Consider the following 17,798-nt stretch of genomic DNA (forward strand, 5'->3'; position numbering starts at 1 on the left):
CCACCGTGTCCGAACGCCACACGATCATCTCGGCGGACGGCCATGCCGGCGCCGGCATGGACACCTACCGCGAATTCCTGGATCCGTCCTGGCGCGCGGAGTTCGACGACTGGCGGGAGCGGTATCGCAATCCGTTCCGGGACCTCCAGGGCGATCGGCGCACCCGCAACTGGGACGACGACCGACGGATCGCCGAGTTGGCCGCGGACGGGATCGTCGCGGAGGTGGTGTTCCCCAACACGGTGCCGCCGTTCTTCCCGACCGGGCAACTGCTCGCCCGTCCCCCGTCGAAGGACTCCTACGCCCGCCGGCTGGCCGGGATCCGGGCGCACAACCGCTGGCTGGCGCAGTGGTGCGGCGGGGCGAACGCGGTGCGCCGGGCCGGGTTGGCCCAGGTGTTCCTGAACAACGTCGACGACGCGGTCGCGGAGGCGGTCTGGGCCAAGGAGAACGGCCTCGCGGGCATCCTGATCCCGACCACGCCGCCGGACGTGAGCGGCATCCTGCCGCTGTACGCACCGGAGTGGGACCGGCTCTGGGAGGTGTGCCAGGACCTGGAGTTGGCGGTGGTCAACCACGGTGGATCGGGCAGCCCGGACTACGGCGCCTACCCGGCGTCCACCTTCCTGTGGATCGCCGAGGCGACGCTGTTCTCCCGTCGACCGCTGACCCACATGTTGTTGTCCGGGGCGTTCGCGCGTTTCCCCCGGCTCAAGTTCGCGATCACCGAGCAGGGCGCGGCCTGGATCCCGCCGGTGTTGCGGCAGTTGGACGGCTACCACGCGCAGATGGCGAGCGGTCGCATCGGTGAACTCAAGTACACCGAGGCGGATCGGCTGCCGGAGCCGCCGAGCGCGTACTTCGCCCGGAACTGCTGGGTGGGCGCGAGCTTCCCCTCGCCCGTCGAGGCACAGGCGCGGCACGAACTGGGCATCGACCGCTACATGTGGGGCGCGGACTATCCGCACGACGAGGGCACCTATCCGTACACGCGCGAGGCGCTGCGCCGTTCCTTCCACGACGCCTCGCCGGCCGAACTGCGGGCGATCCTGGCCGGGAACGCGGCGACGCTGTACGGCTTCGACCTGACCGCGCTGGACGCGCTGGCGGCCGAGGTCGGGCCGACCCACGCGGAACTCGCCGAGCCGCTGGCGGAGTTGCCCAAGGAAAGCAACAGCCCTGCCTTCACCCGGCCCTGACGGCCCGTCATGGCCGGTTCGCGGTGGGCCTCGCCGCGGTGCGGGCGGGGCCCGCCGGCGGTCATCGGCCCAACACGTGGCCGCCGTTGACGTTGACGAACTCGCCGGTCATGAAGCCGGATTCGGGGGAGGCCACGAAGGTCACGGCGGCGGCGATGTCCTCGGCCCGACCTACCCGCTTGACCAGGGTGGCCGCCGCGCGCCGTTCGTGCTCGGCGGCGTCCTGGACCATGTCGAAGGCGAATTCGGTGTCGGCGATGTAGCCCGGCACGACCACGTTGGCGGTGATGCCCTCGGGGCCGACCCGGGCCGCCAGGGTGTGGTTCCAGGCGTGCACGGCGGCCTTGGCGGCGCCGTACGCGTTGTTCCCGCGCAGTCCCGCGGTCGACCCGATGGACACGATCCGGCCGCCGGGGCGGGCCAGCCGGGGGAGCAGGGCCTCGGTGAGCAGCACCGTGGGCAACACGATGTGGTCGTACATCCGCCGCCAGTGGTCGGCGACCGCGGCCAGGCCCGGCTCGGTGGGCAACGGCATCCGCTGCCCGGCGTTGTTGACCAGGACGTCCACCCGCGCGGGCAGCAACGCGCAGGCCCGTTCCACCGCCTGAGGGTCCGTCAGGTCGACGACGAGGGCGGTGCCGCCGATTTCCTCGGCGACGGCGGCGATCGGCTCCGGCCGCCGACCCAGCACCGTCACGTGGTCGCCCTGGGCGGCGAATCGACGGGCAACGGCCCGGCCGATCCCGCTGCCCCCACCGCTGACCAGCACACATCGCCTTGTATTCATGGCTGTTGCCGCCCCCCGCGTCCGTTCGCCGCCGATGTGCCGCGATCCTACGAGCGGTGCACCGATCCTGCCCGGCCCGCGACGCTGTGATTACGGGCACGTGTGCGATCCGTCACCGAGTGACACGGTGGCCCGGAGTCGGTCCACGGGGGAGGGCGATCCCCGACGGTGTCGTGCGGCTGATCCCGGTGTTGTGCGTCGGCCGGGCCAGGCCCATCCGCGGGCCGTTTCGTCGGCCGTGACGCGGCCCACGTCCGGATCGGTGGACGGCCATTGATGGTTGGCGAGGGCCGCACTAGAGTCGCGCAACCGAACTGCCGCATGTGCCTTCCCTGGAGTAACGATCATGGTGGAACAAAAGAACGACGAGTTCATCGAGCCCTCGCCCGAGGAGATCGTTCTCTTCACCAAGGAGCACGTTTCGCAGATGGAGCAGTCGGACGGTGACGACGTCTGGCTCCTGGCCGGGATGAACCACGTGCTCGTGCACACGGTCGGCCGCAAGAGCGGCAAGCTGCACAAGGTCGCGCTCCCGTTCTGGGCGGACGAGAACGGTCACCGCGTCGTGGTCGGCTCCTTCGCGGGCGCCGCCAAGCACCCGTCCTGGTTCGTGAACCTGTCCGACCGCACGGCCAACCCGCAACTGCTGGTGCGGGTGCAGCACGCCACGTTCTGGAGCACCGCCGAGATCCTCGACGGCGACGAGTACACCAAGACCTGGGCCGGGCTCACCGCCGACCGTGACTACTACAACAACTACCAGACCCGCACCGAGCGGCGGATTCCGCTGGTGCGCCTGCCGGAGACCAGCCTGATCGCCCGCCGCGACTGAGCCTTCGCCACGCCGGCCGCCGTTCGCGTCGAGCGACCGGCGGCCCGCCGGCGGTGCCGGCCCGGCTCAGTCCGTCAGCAGCTTCTTCTGCACCTTGCCCATCGCGTTGCGCGGCAGGTCGGCGACGAAGACCACGCGCCTGGGGCGCTTGTGCGCGGACAGCCCGGTCGCGACGTGATCGATGAGCTGACGCTCCGTCACCTCGCCGTCCGGCACCACGAAGGCGACGATCTCCTGTCCCAGGTCGGGGTGCGCCACGCCGATCACCGCCGCCTCGCGCACCGCCGGGTGCGCCAGCAGGGCACCTTCGACCTCGCCCGCGCCGATCCGATAGCCGCCGGACTTGATCAGGTCGGTGCCGGCCCGGCCCACGATCCGGTGCCGGCCGTCGGCGTCGATCACCGCGACGTCGCCGGTGCGGAACCAGCCGTCCCGGGTCAGCGTCTCGGCGGTCGCCTCGGGTCGATTCAGGTAGCCCTGGAACAGCGTGGGCGAATCGATCTGCAACTCGCCCACCGTCTCGCCGTCGTGCGCACACGCCGAGCCGTCCTCGCCGACCAGCCGGGTGCGCACACCCGCGATCGGCAGCCCGACGAAGCCGGGTCGGCGCTCGCCGTCCGCCCGGGTGCTGACCGTGATCAGCGTCTCGGTCATGCCGTACCGCTCGATCGGCCGGTGACCGGTGAGTTCGGCCAGTCGCCCGAACACCGGGACGGGCAGCGGCGCGCTCCCGGACACCAGCAACCGCGCGCCCGCCAACGCCCGCGCCGACTCCGGGTCCTGCGCGATCCGCGACCACACCGTGGGCACGCCGAAGTACAGGCTGCCGCCCGCCTGCGCGTAGGCGGCCGGCTTGGGGCGGCCGGTGTGCACCACACGCGAGCCGACCCGCAGCGCGCCCAGCACACCCAGGACCAGGCCGTGCACGTGGAACAGCGGCAGGCCGTGCACGAGCACGTCGTCCGGAGTCCACGCCCACGCGTCGACCAGGCCGTCCAGCCCGGCGGCGATCGCCGCGTGCGGCATCAGCACGCCCTTCGGCGCACCCGTGGTGCCGCTCGTGTACAGGATCAGCGCGGTCGTGTCGGGAGCCGGCTGCGGGTGCGTGCTCGACGAGCGCGCGGCGAGGTCGATCGGCGCGGTGGGCAGCCCGGTGTCCGTCCACGGCCCCGGCGCCAGCAACAGCGCGGCACCCGAGTCGGACAGGATGTGCGCGCGCTCCAGCGGACCCGAGTCCGGCGGGACCGGGACCACCGGCACACCCGCCACCAGGCCGGCCAACGTGGCCACCACGGTGCCCAGGCTCGCGTCCGCGCGCACCGCGACGGCGGGCGCGCCCACGATGCGATCGGCCAACGCCGTCGCCGCACCGAACAACGCCTCGCGCGACATCGCCTCCCCGGCCACGACGACCGCATCGGAGCGATCCGGCACGGCACCGTCGACCGAGACGAGAGCAGACACGACCCAACCTCCAACCACGACGACCCAACCCACCGATGCTATTGCGCCGAACGCCGGTCCGAGCCCACCCACTCGCACCCGCCCGGCCCGATGTGCCCCCGGCTGCCCGCCGCACACCGGATCGCCGGTGCGAAGCCGGGGGCACCCGCGGGTCCCCAACCGTCGCGGGTTCCGCCGGGGAACCGAGGGTTTGCCCCGGGACAAGGGGGTGCCGGGCGCATAGCGTGGGGCGGGGAACCGGTTCGTCGGGTGGGCCGTCCCAGGGGCAGGACTTTCGGGTGAGCAAGGAGTGGTTGTGCGTCGAAATCCCGTGCAGGGGAGCAGGATCGCGGCCGTACTGGCGGTGTGCGTCTCGCTCGGTGTGCTGACCGCGTGCGGCAACGGGCAGAGCCCGTTGTCCACCATCGAGAAGCCGTCGTCGACCGCCTCGGGGACCGCGAGCGCGGGATCCGGGCTGGACGAGAACGTCCGCAACGAGGACCTGGACGTCGGCGAACTGGTGCGCCGGGCCAAGCAGTCCGCCGCCCGGATCAAGACCGTGCACGTGGTGGCGGACATCGTCTCCGCCGGCAAGGCGGTCAAGCTCGATCTGCGGGTGGACCGCGGCAGCGAGGACTTCCAGGGCACCATCGAGCAGAACGGCGTCAAGCTGGAGGTGCGCCGGGTCCAGTCGGCGATGTACATCAAGGGCGACGAAGCCGCGTACCGCTCGTTGGTCGGCACCGTGGACGGCGACCTGGCCGCCAAACTGCTCGCCGGGAAGTGGCTCAAGGGCGACGCGAACAGCGAGAAGCTGCGCGGCCTGCGCAACATCACCACCGTCGCCGACCCGGGGGCGGCGCTGAAGAGCTTCCCCGAGGACGGCGTCAAGCTGCCCACCGAGACGATCGACAGCCGCAAGATGATCCCGCTCACCGGCCCGCCCGGGGACGACGAGGGCAAGATCTACATCGAGGCCCAGGGCGGCAAGCCGTACCCGGTCCTGATCGTGTCCAAGGACACCGACAACAGCGGCTCGGTCGGCTACGGCGACTTCGACGTGCCGGTCAAGGTGAGCGCGCCGCCCGCCGCCGAGGTGATCGACATCCCCGATCGCTCCACCACATCCGGCACACCCCGCCCCGGCAGCACCGCCTGAGAAGGGGGCGATCTTCACGACGGGGCGTCGAAGCCACGCCCTAGGATGCTCTCCATCCACGCGCCGCGTCCGTCGACGCGGCGCGCAATCGGGGAACCACCGCGGAGGGGAGTTGCGATGACGGTCGTTCTCGCACAGGGGGAGCGCGTCACCATCGGCAAGGGCGAGGCCGGTTCGGTCGCCCGGGTACGGATGGGGCTGGGCTGGGACCCGATCAAGCACGAGGGGCTGCGCCCGGGCCTGCAGGCGCTCACCGGCGTCGACCTGGACGCGTCGTGTCTGTTGTTCGACGCCGACCACCACCTCGTGGACACCGTGTGGCCGCGGCAGTTGGTGTCCAAGGACGGCGCGGTCACGCACACCGGCGACAACACCACCGGTGCCGGCGAGGGTGACGACGAGTCGATCATCGTCGACCTGGCCGCGCTGCCGCTGCGCATAACGGCGCTGGTCTTCACGGTCAGCGCGTTCTCCAGCGACGACTTCTCCCGGGTCGCCAACGCGTTCTGCCGCGTGGTGGACGAGAGCGACGAGAGCGAACTCGTGCGCTACGAACTCTCCACCGCCGACTCGCACGACAACGCGCAGATCATGGTCAAGCTGACCCGCGGCGGTGACGGCTGGACGCTCACCGCGATCGGTCGGTCGGCCAAGGGCAACACGGTCAACGACCTGCTGCCCGCGGTCCTGAAGTACCTGTAGCCATCCGCCGTCGCGCCCGGACACCACCCACACCGCTCCGGGCGCGGCGGCGCGCCGGGCCGACCCGCGCTCACGCCGCGGCGACGAGCCCGCGTTCCGACGCGTAGTCCGCCAACGCCTCGCGCAGCCGCCGCCGGCCCCGGTGCAGCCGCGACATCACCGTGCCGAGCGGGACGTCCATGAACGCGGCGATCTCCTTGTACGGATAGCCCTCCACGTCCGCGAGATACACCGCGATCCGAAACTCCTCGGGCAACGCGCGCAACGCGGCCACCACCTGCGAGTCGGGCAGGTGATCCAGCGCCTCGGTCTCCGCCGACCGCAGCCCGGTCGATTCGTGCGACCCGGCCCGGTAGAGCTGCCAGTCCTCGATCTCCTGCCCGCCCGACGCCACCGGCTGCCGCTGCTTCCTGCGGTAGGAGGTGATGAAGGTGTTGGTGAGAATTCGGTACAGCCACGCCTTCAGATTCGTTCCGTCCCGGAACTGGTGGAAGGACGCGTACGCCTTCGTGAACGTTTCCTGGACCAGATCCTCCGCGTCCGAGGCGTTGTGGGTCATCCGCAGCGCGGCCGGGTAGAGCGGGTCAAGAAACGGCACGGCGTCGCGCTCGAAGCGGTCCTGCCGCAGCCTCGGGGTGGTCAGGAGATCACTCAATTCGTCGCTCCCGCTACGCAAGGTACGGACCCGTCGGCGCCTGTTCGTCCCCACCGCGCCGAGGGTGTGAAACTCCCCTGCCCATCATGTGCCCGCCGATGCGCGAAACAGCCGGGCCATTGGTCCTTCGTTGTCGCAACCGGCGATCCGCGGGCACGATCGACACCGCCGCCGGGCGTCTTGTGCCGGGCGTCGGTGACGGAGCGTCAAATTTGTTCACGCTATGCCGATCGTCGCTGTTCCCGGACTCGGCCCGGCGTCCTGTTCTCGGGCCATGGGCGGGTCACAGCTTCGCCACCGCCAGGGTGGCCAGCGCGACGAGTTGCTCCTTGCTCGGCGGCGGATCGCCGCCGCCCGCGTTGAGCGAGAACACCGCCGTCTCCTCGCCTCGACGGGCCGCGACCACCAGGACGCCGCCGATCGTGTCCGGCTGCACGTAGACCGCGGCGTCGCCCAGATTCGGCACCTTCTCGGTACGGGTGTCGCCCAGTGTGCCCAGGTAGGCGTCGATCGCCTTGTCCACCCCGCCCGAACTCTTCGACCGGGTCGCGATCGTGCTGACCACCGGGGCTCCGTCGGCCGCCGCGTAGTCACAACCCAGCGGATTCTGCGCGGCCCGCAGCCCCGGCATCGACAACGCCTTCGAAACCTGCTCGGCGGTGAGCATCGCGCACGCGTCGACCGGGCGCAGCTCGCCGTTCGCCCCGGCCCCCGCGCCGCCCGCGGTCGGGCTCGGACTCCCGTCGCCGCCCGCCTTGGTGCCCCCGTCGCCGTCGTCGCATCCCGCCAGCGGCAGTACGACGGCCGCGACCGCGACCACCACGCCCATCCGAACCCTCACGGTCGTCCCCATTTCCCGGTTCCGCTCCGGGGCGTTCCCCGGTCCCCGGCATGATCCGACATTTCCCGGTCCGCGGTGCGGACCCGACCGGATCGTCGCGGTTCGCAACCCCCGCGACAATGCCGCCGCGTCTCGCGATGCGGGCTGCGATCAAGCTCACATCGCCCCTGGTGGACCCGGAATTCGCAGGTGAGACCCACTTGTCGGGCCGGCCCGATGTGCCCGGCATGTGGACCGGGCCTGCGGGGCACCTGCACACGTGTCCTAAAGTCACGCAGGTTCGACCCCGATGCCGCCGCCCCACCACGGGCACGGCACTCTGTCGTCCCGAGGCACCCGTCCGATTTCCCCCGCACCCGGACACCCCGGGCAAGGAGGTACGTAGCTCGTGATCCGTAAGCTGTTGGTGGCCAACCGAGGCGAAATCGCCGTGCGCGCCCTGCGCGCCGCCACCGAGCTGGACATCACCACGGTCGCTGTTTACGCGTACGAGGACCGACACTCCCTGCATCGCCAGAAAGCGGACGAGAGCTACGAGATCGGCGAACGGGGTCACCCGCTGCGCGCCTACCTCGACGTGGACACGATCGTCGGCGCGGCGATCTCGTGTGGCGCCGACGCGATCTACCCCGGTTACGGCTTTCTCTCCGAGAACCCGCTGCTTGCCGAGGCGTGCGAGGCCAACGGGATCACCTTCGTCGGCCCCTCGGCCGACGTGCTCTCGCTCGCGGGCAACAAGGTACGGGCGCTGGAGGCCGCGAAGGGCGCCGGACTGCCCACGTTGCAGACCGCGCCGCCGCAGGACGACGTGGACGCGCTGGTGGCCGCCGCGGACGCGATCGGCTTCCCGATCTTCGTCAAGGCCGCCGCCGGCGGTGGCGGCCGAGGGCTGCGCAAGGTGGACCGCCGCGAGGACCTGCGTTCCTCGATCGAGACCGCGATGCGCGAGGCGCAGACCGCCTTCGGTGACCCCACGGTCTTCCTGGAGGAGGCGGTGATCCGCCCGCGCCACATCGAGGTGCAGATCCTCGCCGGCGCCGACGGCGGCGTGGTGCACCTGTACGAGCGGGACTGCTCGATGCAGCGGCGCCACCAGAAGGTCGTCGAGATCGCCCCCGCGCCCAACCTCGACCCCGAACTGCGGGACCGGATCTGCGCCGACGCGGTGCGTTTCGCGCAGGCGGTGGGCTACCGCAACGCGGGCACCGTGGAGTTCCTGCTCGACGAGCGCGGCCGGTACGTGTTCATCGAGATGAACCCGCGCATCCAGGTCGAGCACACGGTCACCGAGGAGATCACCGGAGTCGACCTGGTCCAGGCCCAGTTGCGGGTCGCCGCCGGTGCGACCCTGACCGATCTGGGCCTGGTGCAGAGCGAGATCCGGATCCAGGGCGCGGCCCTGCAGTGCCGGATCACCACCGAGGACCCCTCGGCCGACTTCCGCCCCGACACCGGCACCGTGTCCGCCTACCGCTCGCCGGGCGGCGCGGGTGTGCGGCTGGACGGCGGCACCTACACCGGTGCCGAGGTGTTGCCCTACTTCGACTCGATGCTGGTCAAGCTGACCTGCCGGGGCCGCACCTTCGGCGACGCGGTCAACCGGGCCCGGCGCGCGGTGGCCGAGTTCCGCATCCGCGGCGTCGCGACCAACATCCCCTTCCTGCAGGCCGTGCTCGACGACCCGGCCTTCCGCGACGGCCGGATCACCACGTCGTTCATCGACGAGCACCCCGAGTTGGTCCGCTCCCGCCCGGGTGCCGACCGAGGCACCCGCCTGCTGGCCTACCTGGCCGACGTCACGGTCAACCGCCCGTACGGCCCCACCCCGGGCATCGCGGTGCCGCGCACCAAGCTGCCCGAGCTGCCCGCCGGCGACCTGCCCGCGGGCAGCCGGGACCGGCTCCTGGAACTGGGCCCGGCCGGCTTCGCCCGCGCGCTGCGCGAGCAGAGCGCGCTGGCGGTCACCGACACCACGTTCCGCGACGCGCACCAGTCGCTGCTGGCGACCCGGGTACGCACCTACGACCTCGCCGCCGCGGCTCCCTACGTCGCGCGGATGACGCCCGAACTGCTCAGCGTCGAGGCCTGGGGCGGGGCGACCTACGACGTCGCGCTGCGCTTCCTCAAGGAGGACCCGTGGCACCGCCTGGCGGCGCTGCGCGAGGGCATGCCGAACCTCAACATCCAGATGTTGCTGCGCGGGCGCAACACCGTCGGGTACACGCCCTACCCGGACAAGGTGTGCGTGAAGTTCGTCGAGGAGGCCGCCCGCACCGGCATCGACGTGTTCCGGATCTTCGACGCGCTCAACGACATCGAGGCGATGCGTCCGGCGATCGAGGCCACCCTGGGCACGCACGCGATCGCCGAGGGCACGCTGTGCTACACCGGCGACCTGTCCGACCCGGCCGAGCAGTTGTACACGCTGGACTACTACCTGCGGCTCGCCGAGCAACTGGTCGAGGCCGGCGTGCACGTGTTGTGCGTCAAGGACATGGCCGGGCTGCTCCGGGCGCCCGCCGCCCGCACGCTGGTCGGCGCGCTGCGCGAGCGCTTCGACCTCCCGGTGCACCTGCACACGCACGACACCGCGGGTGGTCAGCTCGCCACCTACCTCGCCGCCATCGAGGCCGGCGTCGACGCGATCGACGGTGCCTCGGCCGCGTTGGCGGGCACCACGAGCCAGCCGCCGCTGTCCGCGATCGTGGCCGCGACCGACTACACCGAGCGCGCCACCGGGCTGTCCCTGGACGCGCTGTGCGCCCTGGAGCCCTACTGGGCGGCGGTGCGCGAGGCGTACGCGCCGTTCGAGTCCGGCCTGCCCGCGCCCACCGGCCGGGTCTACCGGCACGAGATCCCCGGCGGTCAGCTCTCCAACCTGCGCCAGCAGGCGATCGCGCTGGGCCTGGGCCACAAGTTCGAGGACATCGAGGACGCCTACGCGGCCTCGAACCGGATCCTGGGCAACATCGTCAAGGTCACCCCCTCCAGCAAGGTGGTCGGCGACCTGGCCCTGCACCTGAGCGCGGTGGGTGCCGACCCGGCCAAGTTCGAGGCCGACCCGGGCGCGTTCGACGTGCCGGACTCGGTGATCGGCTTCCTCCAGGGTGAGCTGGGCACCCCGCCCGGCGGCTGGCCCGAGCCGTTCCGTACCCGGGCGCTGGCGGGTCGCACCGCGAGCTCGACCCGCACGGTGGCACTGACCCCGGAGCAGGACGCCGCGCTGGACGGCGACGAACTGCGCGACACGCTCAACCGGTTGCTCTTCCCGGGCCCGGCCAAGGACTACGACGAGGCCGAGCGGTTGTACGGCGACGTCTCCGCGGTGCCGACCGTGCCGTTCCTGTACGGCCTGGTCCAGGGCGAGGAACTGGCCATCACGTTGTCCACGGGCGTCTCGCTCTACCTCGCGGTCGAGGCGGTCGGCGACGCGGACGAGCGCGGCTTCCGCACCGTGTACTGCCGGATGAACGGTCAGCCCCGGGTGCTCTCGGTGCGCGACCGCTCGGTCAAGCCGGCCCGGCCGGAGAGTGAGCGGGCCAACCCGGACAACCCGAAGCACGTGGCCGCGCCGTTCAGCGGTGTGGTCACCCTCCAGGTGGCCGTGGGCGACGAGGTCGAGGCCGGCGGCACGGTGGCGACCATCGAGGCGATGAAGATGGAGGCGTCGATCACGGCGCAGAGCGCGGGCACCGTGGCCCGGCTGGCGATCGGCGCGGTGTCCTCGGTCGAGGCCGGCGACCTGCTGCTCGAACTGGGCTGATCGCTCCGATTCGACTCGACCCGGGTCGAAGTCGGTCGAACCTCGCACCAACTCGATCGTTTCTCACTCGGTCGCAGCACACGAACCACCGTCCGAAGAAATTCGGGCGGTGGTTCGTGGCGTTTTCCGGACACGTTTGGCAGACGTTTGATTACTCGATGCCCGGTTTCGTTGCGCCGTATGGGCTGCTTTCGTTCGTTTTTTCCGTTTCGTCGGTCCGTCGTTTCCCGAGGTGGGGCCGCATGTCGCGATCCTGACGTCAGGACGTACCCCCGGAGGGCTCTTGATCTTCCTGTGCTTCAGGTCACAGACTCGATAGTCACTCGGGGTTATCGGTGTCCATCCATCCGGATTGGGAGACCCTGCATGGCCGTGCGCCTGAGCACCCTCGACACGACCGCGGAACCCCGCGCCGTCGCCCCACCGTCGCCGCCGCCGACCGTCGACCTGGACGAACTGCTGGCGCATCCGCACCTGGTCACCCGGCTGCCCACGCCGATGGCCCGTGCGGCGGGCGATCTGATGCTCGCCCGGCTCGCCACCCTCGAACCGGGCACCGTGGACCACTCGTACCTGCGCGGGTTGCTGGTCGAGTTGAACCTGCCGATGGTCCGGCACGCCGCCGGGCGCTACCGGCGCCGCGGTGAACCGGTCGAGGACATCGTCCAGGTCGGCACGATCGGCCTGATCAAGGCGATCGACCGCTACGAGGCCGATCGCGGCAGCAGCTTCATGGCGTACGCCATGCCGACCATCATCGGCGAGATCAAGCGCTTCTTCCGGGACACCTCGTGGTCCGTGCGGGTACCGCGCCGGCTGCGCGAACTGCGCACCGAACTGCTGCGTGCCACCGACGAACTGACCGCGCTGCACGGCCGCACACCCACCCCGCGCGAGTTGGCCGAGCGGCTGTGCATCACCGAGGAGGAGGTGCTCGAAGGGCTGGACGCCTGCACCGTCTACACCGCGACCTCGCTGGACGAGACCGCCTACGGCGACGCGGACGGCCAGGAGACGGTCGGCGACCGGCTCGGCTCCGAGGACCACGCGCTCGACCTGGTCGAGTACCGCGAGGCGCTGCGCCCGCTGCTGGCCGAACTGCCGCAGCGCGAGCGCGCGATCCTGGTCATGCGGTTCTACGGAAATCTGACCCAGGCGCAGATCGGCGAGCGGATCGGCATCTCGCAGATGCACGTGTCCCGCCTTCTCGCCCGCACCCTGGCATCGCTGCGCGAACGGCTGATGATCCCGGGCTGAGCAGCCCGCGCACGCCGCCGCTGCGACCGTGCGCGTTCCCCTCCGCCGATTCCGCCGCGCGGTCCGGCGGTTGCCGAAGGCGCGTCCGCGGGCCGGCCGAGGCCGCCGGGCGGATGCCCGAATCGGGACGGGGAACGCGCATCGGCGTCGCCGCGAGGTGCACCGTCGATTCAGCGGAAGAGCACCTCGAAGGGGCGGCGGAAGTACGCCAGTTTCTCCGGCGGGAGCGGCACCCGGTCGTCGCGGCCCGGCACCAGCGGGGCTATCTGGGACGCCAGGCAGGACAGCGCCCGCTCCTTGCGGGCCTGTTGCACCTCGGTCAGGTCGACCCGCAGCGCCCGGCTCCACGGCACCCGACTGTCGTCCGGCTCCGCCCACTGCCACATGCGCAGCGGGAACTCCAGCAGACCCACGCCGGTCTCCCGGCATGCCACGTCGGCCGCCCGACCGGTGCTCTCGTGGTCGGCGAAGCCGTCCCCGCGCCAGTTGGTCACACACAGCGCGAAGCCCGAGACGAGCGGGATCAGCCGGTCCACCAGCTCCCGTTCGTGGGTGCTCACCGTGCGGTCCGGGATGCGCAGCCGGATCACCTCGACCGGGGCCACCCCACCGGGATTGCCGACGATCGTGGCGAAGGCCCGGTCCGACTCGCGCACCCGCCGGGCGGCCAGCACCGAACCCGGTAACCGGCTGCCCGGGTGCGACGCGTCGCCGTCGGTGACGCTGACCACCCGCACCGGCGAGCCGTCGGCCACCGCTCGCGAGATCAGCCCGCCCACCCCCAGCAGCGCGTCCTCCGGGTGCGCGGCGACCACCACGAGACCACCCGCCAGGACCGGCCACTCCTGCGGCAGCGGGACCGGCAGCGCCTGTCGCTGCCAGTCGACCTCGGTGGTCCAGGCTCGTCCGGGGGTCGGATCGGGTGCGGGTGAACGCGATCCGCGGAAGGTGGGAAGGCTCATGGTGTCTCCCTGTCGAGAGCGAACTGGGGGTGGCGATCTCCCAATCGTGTGGTCGGCGCCGGGGTAAGAGTTACGAGCATCGGCTACCCGGGTCGGTTTTGGCCATGTGCGACACGGGAATTGATGTGCCGTCAGGTGGCCGTTCGGACCGCTGCGGGGTCCTGCTTTCGGTTCACTGCCGGGATCTGCGCGGCTTCGACCGGTTTGCGCCCGGGGATGAACAGCGCGACCAGCAGGCCCAGGACGGCGGCTCCGCAGCCGAGCCACAGCGCGGTCACAAAGGCGTCGTGCGAGGGAAACTCGCGGCCGCCCGTGTGCATCGTCATGTTCGCGAGCACGACGCCGATCACCGCACTGGAGGTCGACGTGCCGATCGAGCGCATCAGCGTGTTCAGGCCGGTCGCCGATCCGGTCTCGCCGATCGGTACGGCCTGCATGATCAGCGACGGCATCGCCGCGTACGCCAGCGCGACGCCGACCGCCGAGAGCACCGCCATCGCGACGATCTTCCAGATCGCGTCGAGCATGAACACCGAGAGCGCGTAGCCGATCGCGATCACCGCGGTGCCCACGAGCAGCGAGACCTTGGGGCCGCGGGCGGCGGACAGGCGCGCGGACAGCGGCGAGATCAGCATCATCACGATGCCCGACGGCGCCATGCACAGGCCCGCGACGACCATGCTCTTGCCCAGGCCGTAGCCGGTGTTCTCCGGGTTCATCAGCACCTGCGGGAACACCAGCGACTGGGCGAACATCGCGAAACCGACCACGACCGAGGCGAGGTTGGTGAACAACACCTGCGGCTTCGCCGCGATGCGCAGGTCCACGAGCGGCTGTGCGGTGCGCAGTTCGAGCCATCCCCAGCCGAGCAGTACGACGGCCGCGACGGCGAGCAGGACGAGCGTGGTGGTGCTGCCCCAACCCCAGTCCGCGCCCTTGGTGATCACCAGCAGCAGGGCCACCAACCCGACGGACAGCCCGCCCGCGCCGGCGAAGTCGAAGCGTCCCGGCAGCCGGACCGGCGACTCGGGCACCAGGAACAGCACGAGCAGGACGTCGAGCGCGCCGATCGCGCCGGCCGCCCAGAACATCATGTGCCAGTCGGCGTTCTGGGCGATCAGCGCGGCCACCGGCAGCCCGATCGCGCCGCCGATGCCCAGCGTCGCGCTCATCAGCGCGATCGAGGAACCCAGCTTCGCGGGCGGGAGTTCGTCGCGCATGATGCTGATGCCCAGCGGGATCACGCCGAACGACGCGCCCTGGAGGAAGCGGCCGATCACCATCGGGAGCAGCGTGTCGGACAGTGCGCACAACACCGAGCCCGCGACCATCAGACCGAGGCTGACGATCAGGATCCGGCGTTTGCCGAACATGTCGCCGAGTCGCCCCATCACGGGAGTGCAGACCGCGCCGGAGAGCAGCGTGGCGGTGACCACCCAGGACGCGTTGGCAGGCGAGGTGTCGAGCAGGTTGGGCAGGTTGGGCAGCAGCGGTACGACCAGGGTCTGCATGAGCGCCACGACCACGCCGCAGAACGCCAGTACGGCCACCACCGGCCCGGCCCGGTCCACCGATCCGGGCGGATGGGCCCCGGCATCCGCCGGGCTCGGCTCGGGTATGCCGCTCGGAGCGGTCACGGACTGCCTCCACAGAATCGCCGGATGATTGCCAGGGTCAACAAATGTGCACGATACACATGATGTGTATCGTGCACATTGCCCGGGTGCGGCGCTAGGGTTCCCGGCAGGCGCATTGGTGTGAAGGCGGGAGTGGGCACGTGTTGGAAGGGATCGAGCGAGAGCTGATGCTGATCGCTCGCCACCACGTCATGGGCAAGCGGAACGGCGACGGTCTGGAGCGGTCGGCCTACCTGCTGTTGACCCGACTGGAGGTCGAGGGGCCGATGTCGATCGGGCAACTCGCAGAAGCGTTTCGGCTCGATACCTCGACGGTGAACCGCCAGGTGGCCGCGCTGTTGCGGGCCGGCGACGCGGAACGCATCGCGGACCCGGACGGCGGTCTCGCCCGCAAGCTGCGGATCACCGCGGTCGGTGCGGAACGGCTCGCGCACGAGCTGGCGATCCACTGCCGGGGTCTGGAACGAGTGCTGGAGTCCTGGGACGAGGGCGAACGACGCGAACTCTTCGAGGTGTTGACCCGGTTCAACCGCTCGGTCGAGGCCGTCGAGGGTCGCGAATGGCCCAGGAACGAACTTGCGGCCGAACCCACGGGGCGTGGCGCGCACGGGTGATGCGGCGGGCCGGGGGCGCGGTCCGGCGGGGTGACGGGGCGTCAGGCGCCTTTGGGCGGGCGGGAGTCGGCGTCGGGCTCGGCCTCGGGTTCGGAGTCGGGCCTGGGCCCGGACTCGGGCTTGGCCTCGGGCTCGGCTGCCGCGGCCGGCTCGGTCGTCGACTCGGCGTCGGAGGGTGACGCGGGGGCGGAGGGGGCTTCGGTGGGTTCGGGCTCGGAGCCGGCCTCGGTCGTGGGGGTCTCCTCGGGTGCCGATTCGGCCTCGGCCTCGGGCTTCGCAGCCCGGGCGGGCTCGCGCGCCGAGTCGGGCGTGGAATCGGCGTCCGACACGTCGGCGGGAGCCGAATCCGCACTCGCCGACGCCCCGGCCGGGGCCGTCGGTCGGATCGCCGATTGCGGCTCCGCCGCGGGCTGTTCGTCCGCCGGCCGACTCGGCGCGGGCGTCGGCACGGCTGCGGCGGCCGGCCGCGCGGTCGACACCTCGGCGACCTCGGTCGGGGCCTCGTCGTACCCGTCGTCCGCGTCGTCCGCGTCGTCCGCGAACCGCCGCCGGCCCGCGAGCGCGAGCAGGGCGCCGGCGGCGAGCAGGATCAGGCCCGCGACGAAGATCGTGGGCTCGTTCCCGCTGGCGCCCGCGATGTCCGCCATGATCGGCGCCGTACCTTCGAGCGTGCTCAACGGTGTGATCCGATCGATCGGCGAACAGGTCCGGTCGTCTTATTAGCAGACTCCTCGAACCCAGGGAAACCGGCCTCGACCTGAGAGTTTTCCTGGTCGAAACACGAAGGCGCAAGGATCGCCCCGCGAACAAGGGGGCCGCGATGACTGTCATGGCGACACGTACGGGGCTGGGCTGGGAGCACGGGATCGACGATGTGCCGTCCGCCGTCGCGTTGTCGGGCGGATTGTGCGTGGTCGCGGGAGCCGCCGGCGGGGTTCGGCTGCTGGACGCGGCGACCGGGCAACTGCAGGCCCGGATCGTGTTGCCGGGCGGGGTGCGCCGCGCCGGCTTCTCGCCCGACGGCACCGTGGTGGCGCTCGCGGGCCCCACGGGGTACGCGCTGTGGCGGGTCACCGACGGCGCGCTGTTGATGCGTACGCCGGGCCTGCCCGCCCGGTTCGCGTGGTCCGCGGGCAGCCGGTGCGCGGTGTCCTTCGGCGGCGCCGTGCGGGTCTACGCGGGCGACAGCGGTACCGAGTCGTGGCGGGCCGTGGACGGACCGGTCCGGGTGGACGACGTGGTGTGGGTCGATTCGGTCGGCGGGCTCGCGGTCGCGCTCGGCGGCGAGGTGCACGTGTACGGGTCGCGCGGGCGGACGAACGTGTGGACCTACCCGTTCCCGGTGCGGGTGCTCGCGGGCACCCCGGACGGCGCGTGGTTGTGCGCGGCGGGCGACGTGCCGGGCGTGCACGTGCGCGGCGCCGGCGGTACGCACGAGGACCTCGGCGCGGCCGGCAACGAGCCGGTCGCCGGGCTCGCGCTGGACTCGGGCGGACGCTGGCTGGCCGCGGAGGACCGGACCGGGGTGACCGTGTGGGATCTCGCCGCGCGCGGCGGCCGGGTCCGCCCCCGGCCACGCCGGCTGCCCGCGCAACCACAGGCGTGCACGCCGAGTTGGCGACCGGGCGGCGGCGCCCTGATGGCCACGGCCGGCGGCGACGGCATGCTCGTGGTGTGGGACGTGCGCGCCGGGTCGGCCCGTCGGGCGCCGACCCCGCTGGCCCGCCGCCACGTCTCCGCGCCGGTGACCACGCTCGCCTGGCACGGCCGGGACGCGTTGTTGTACGCCGACCGCGCCGGCCGGGTCGGCGCCCGGTGGTTCCCCGAGGTCGGCACACGCTGACCGGCGGGCCGCATCCGACCCCGCGGCCGGTCCGGCCCCGCCGAGCCGACCGAGGTGCCGGCGATCGGGTCGATTAGGTTAGCCTCGCCTTACATACGCTGTCG

At 71.6% G+C, this 17,798-nt stretch carries 15 protein-coding genes; 8 read left to right on the top strand and 7 right to left on the bottom strand.

The genetic code is table 11. The annotated features are described in order from the left end of the window. Positions 1–5: 5 nt before the first annotated feature. The gene (locus ABZ374_RS24345; RefSeq protein ID WP_360314408.1) at positions 6–1,199 is read left to right on the top strand and encodes an amidohydrolase family protein; all 1,194 of its coding nucleotides are present in this window, start codon (positions 6–8) and stop codon (positions 1,197–1,199) included. A 61-nt stretch (positions 1,200–1,260) separates the two neighbouring features. Here the strand turns inward: ABZ374_RS24345 and ABZ374_RS24350 are convergent, their stop codons facing one another. After that, positions 1,261–1,986, bottom strand: coding sequence for an SDR family oxidoreductase (locus ABZ374_RS24350; RefSeq protein WP_360314410.1), 726 nt, complete (start codon positions 1,984–1,986; stop codon positions 1,261–1,263). A 346-nt stretch (positions 1,987–2,332) separates the two neighbouring features. Here ABZ374_RS24350 and ABZ374_RS24355 point away from each other — a divergent pair, with 346 nt between their 5' ends. Then, positions 2,333–2,818: a nitroreductase/quinone reductase family protein gene (locus ABZ374_RS24355; protein ID WP_360314412.1), complete on the top strand. Its 486-nt coding sequence runs from the start codon at positions 2,333–2,335 to the stop codon at positions 2,816–2,818. Between the two features lie 66 nt (positions 2,819–2,884). On the opposite strand, the gene ABZ374_RS24360 is transcribed toward ABZ374_RS24355, so the two are convergent. Further along, positions 2,885–4,282, bottom strand: a complete 1,398-nt coding sequence (locus ABZ374_RS24360) for an acyl-CoA synthetase (RefSeq protein WP_360314414.1) — start codon at positions 4,280–4,282, stop codon at positions 2,885–2,887. Positions 4,283–4,577: 295 nt separating this feature from the next. Here ABZ374_RS24360 and ABZ374_RS24365 point away from each other — a divergent pair, with 295 nt between their 5' ends. Further along, positions 4,578–5,420 (top strand): hypothetical protein, encoded by an 843-nt coding sequence (locus ABZ374_RS24365; protein ID WP_360314416.1) that lies wholly within the window; start codon positions 4,578–4,580, stop codon positions 5,418–5,420. 117 nt (positions 5,421–5,537) lie between these two features. Next, positions 5,538–6,122 (top strand): TerD family protein, encoded by a 585-nt coding sequence (locus ABZ374_RS24370; protein ID WP_360314418.1) that lies wholly within the window; start codon positions 5,538–5,540, stop codon positions 6,120–6,122. Positions 6,123–6,192: 70 nt separating this feature from the next. On the opposite strand, the gene ABZ374_RS24375 is transcribed toward ABZ374_RS24370, so the two are convergent. Both ABZ374_RS24375 and ABZ374_RS24380 read right to left on the bottom strand, forming a co-directional pair. Continuing rightward, positions 6,193–6,777: a sigma-70 family RNA polymerase sigma factor gene (locus tag ABZ374_RS24375; RefSeq protein WP_360314420.1), complete on the bottom strand. Its 585-nt coding sequence runs from the start codon at positions 6,775–6,777 to the stop codon at positions 6,193–6,195. A 283-nt stretch (positions 6,778–7,060) separates the two neighbouring features. Next, positions 7,061–7,618, bottom strand: a complete 558-nt coding sequence (locus ABZ374_RS24380) for a DUF3558 family protein (protein ID WP_360314422.1) — start codon at positions 7,616–7,618, stop codon at positions 7,061–7,063. A 388-nt stretch (positions 7,619–8,006) separates the two neighbouring features. Between ABZ374_RS24380 and ABZ374_RS24385 the strand changes: the two genes are divergently transcribed. Both ABZ374_RS24385 and ABZ374_RS24390 read left to right on the top strand, forming a co-directional pair. Further along, a complete protein-coding gene (locus ABZ374_RS24385; RefSeq protein WP_360314424.1) occupies positions 8,007–11,381 on the top strand; it encodes a pyruvate carboxylase in 3,375 nt (1,124 codons plus the stop codon). A 366-nt stretch (positions 11,382–11,747) separates the two neighbouring features. Then, complete coding sequence (locus ABZ374_RS24390; protein ID WP_360314426.1) at positions 11,748–12,638, top strand: RNA polymerase sigma factor SigF; 891 nt, start codon at positions 11,748–11,750, stop codon at positions 12,636–12,638. A gap of 170 nt (positions 12,639–12,808) precedes the next feature. Here the strand turns inward: ABZ374_RS24390 and ABZ374_RS24395 are convergent, their stop codons facing one another. Then, a complete protein-coding gene (locus tag ABZ374_RS24395) occupies positions 12,809–13,600 on the bottom strand; it encodes a PIG-L family deacetylase (protein WP_360314428.1) in 792 nt (263 codons plus the stop codon). A gap of 131 nt (positions 13,601–13,731) precedes the next feature. Beyond that, entirely contained in the window at positions 13,732–15,237 is a 1,506-nt protein-coding gene (locus ABZ374_RS24400; RefSeq protein WP_360314430.1) for an MFS transporter, read from the bottom strand. A gap of 167 nt (positions 15,238–15,404) precedes the next feature. Here ABZ374_RS24400 and ABZ374_RS24405 point away from each other — a divergent pair, with 167 nt between their 5' ends. Further along, positions 15,405–15,851 (top strand): MarR family transcriptional regulator, encoded by a 447-nt coding sequence (locus ABZ374_RS24405; RefSeq protein ID WP_360314509.1) that lies wholly within the window; start codon positions 15,405–15,407, stop codon positions 15,849–15,851. Positions 15,852–15,892: 41 nt separating this feature from the next. On the opposite strand, the gene ABZ374_RS24410 is transcribed toward ABZ374_RS24405, so the two are convergent. Further along, a complete protein-coding gene (locus ABZ374_RS24410; protein ID WP_360314432.1) occupies positions 15,893–16,528 on the bottom strand; it encodes a hypothetical protein in 636 nt (211 codons plus the stop codon). A 152-nt stretch (positions 16,529–16,680) separates the two neighbouring features. Here ABZ374_RS24410 and ABZ374_RS24415 point away from each other — a divergent pair, with 152 nt between their 5' ends. Next, positions 16,681–17,694 carry a hypothetical protein gene (locus ABZ374_RS24415; RefSeq protein WP_360314434.1) on the top strand — a complete coding sequence of 338 codons (1,014 nt, stop codon included), beginning with the start codon at positions 16,681–16,683 and terminating at the stop codon, positions 17,692–17,694. Positions 17,695–17,798 lie beyond the last annotated feature (104 nt).

This window comes from Embleya sp. NPDC005971 (assembly GCF_040629175.1).
GTDB lineage: Bacteria > Actinomycetota > Actinomycetes > Streptomycetales > Streptomycetaceae > Embleya.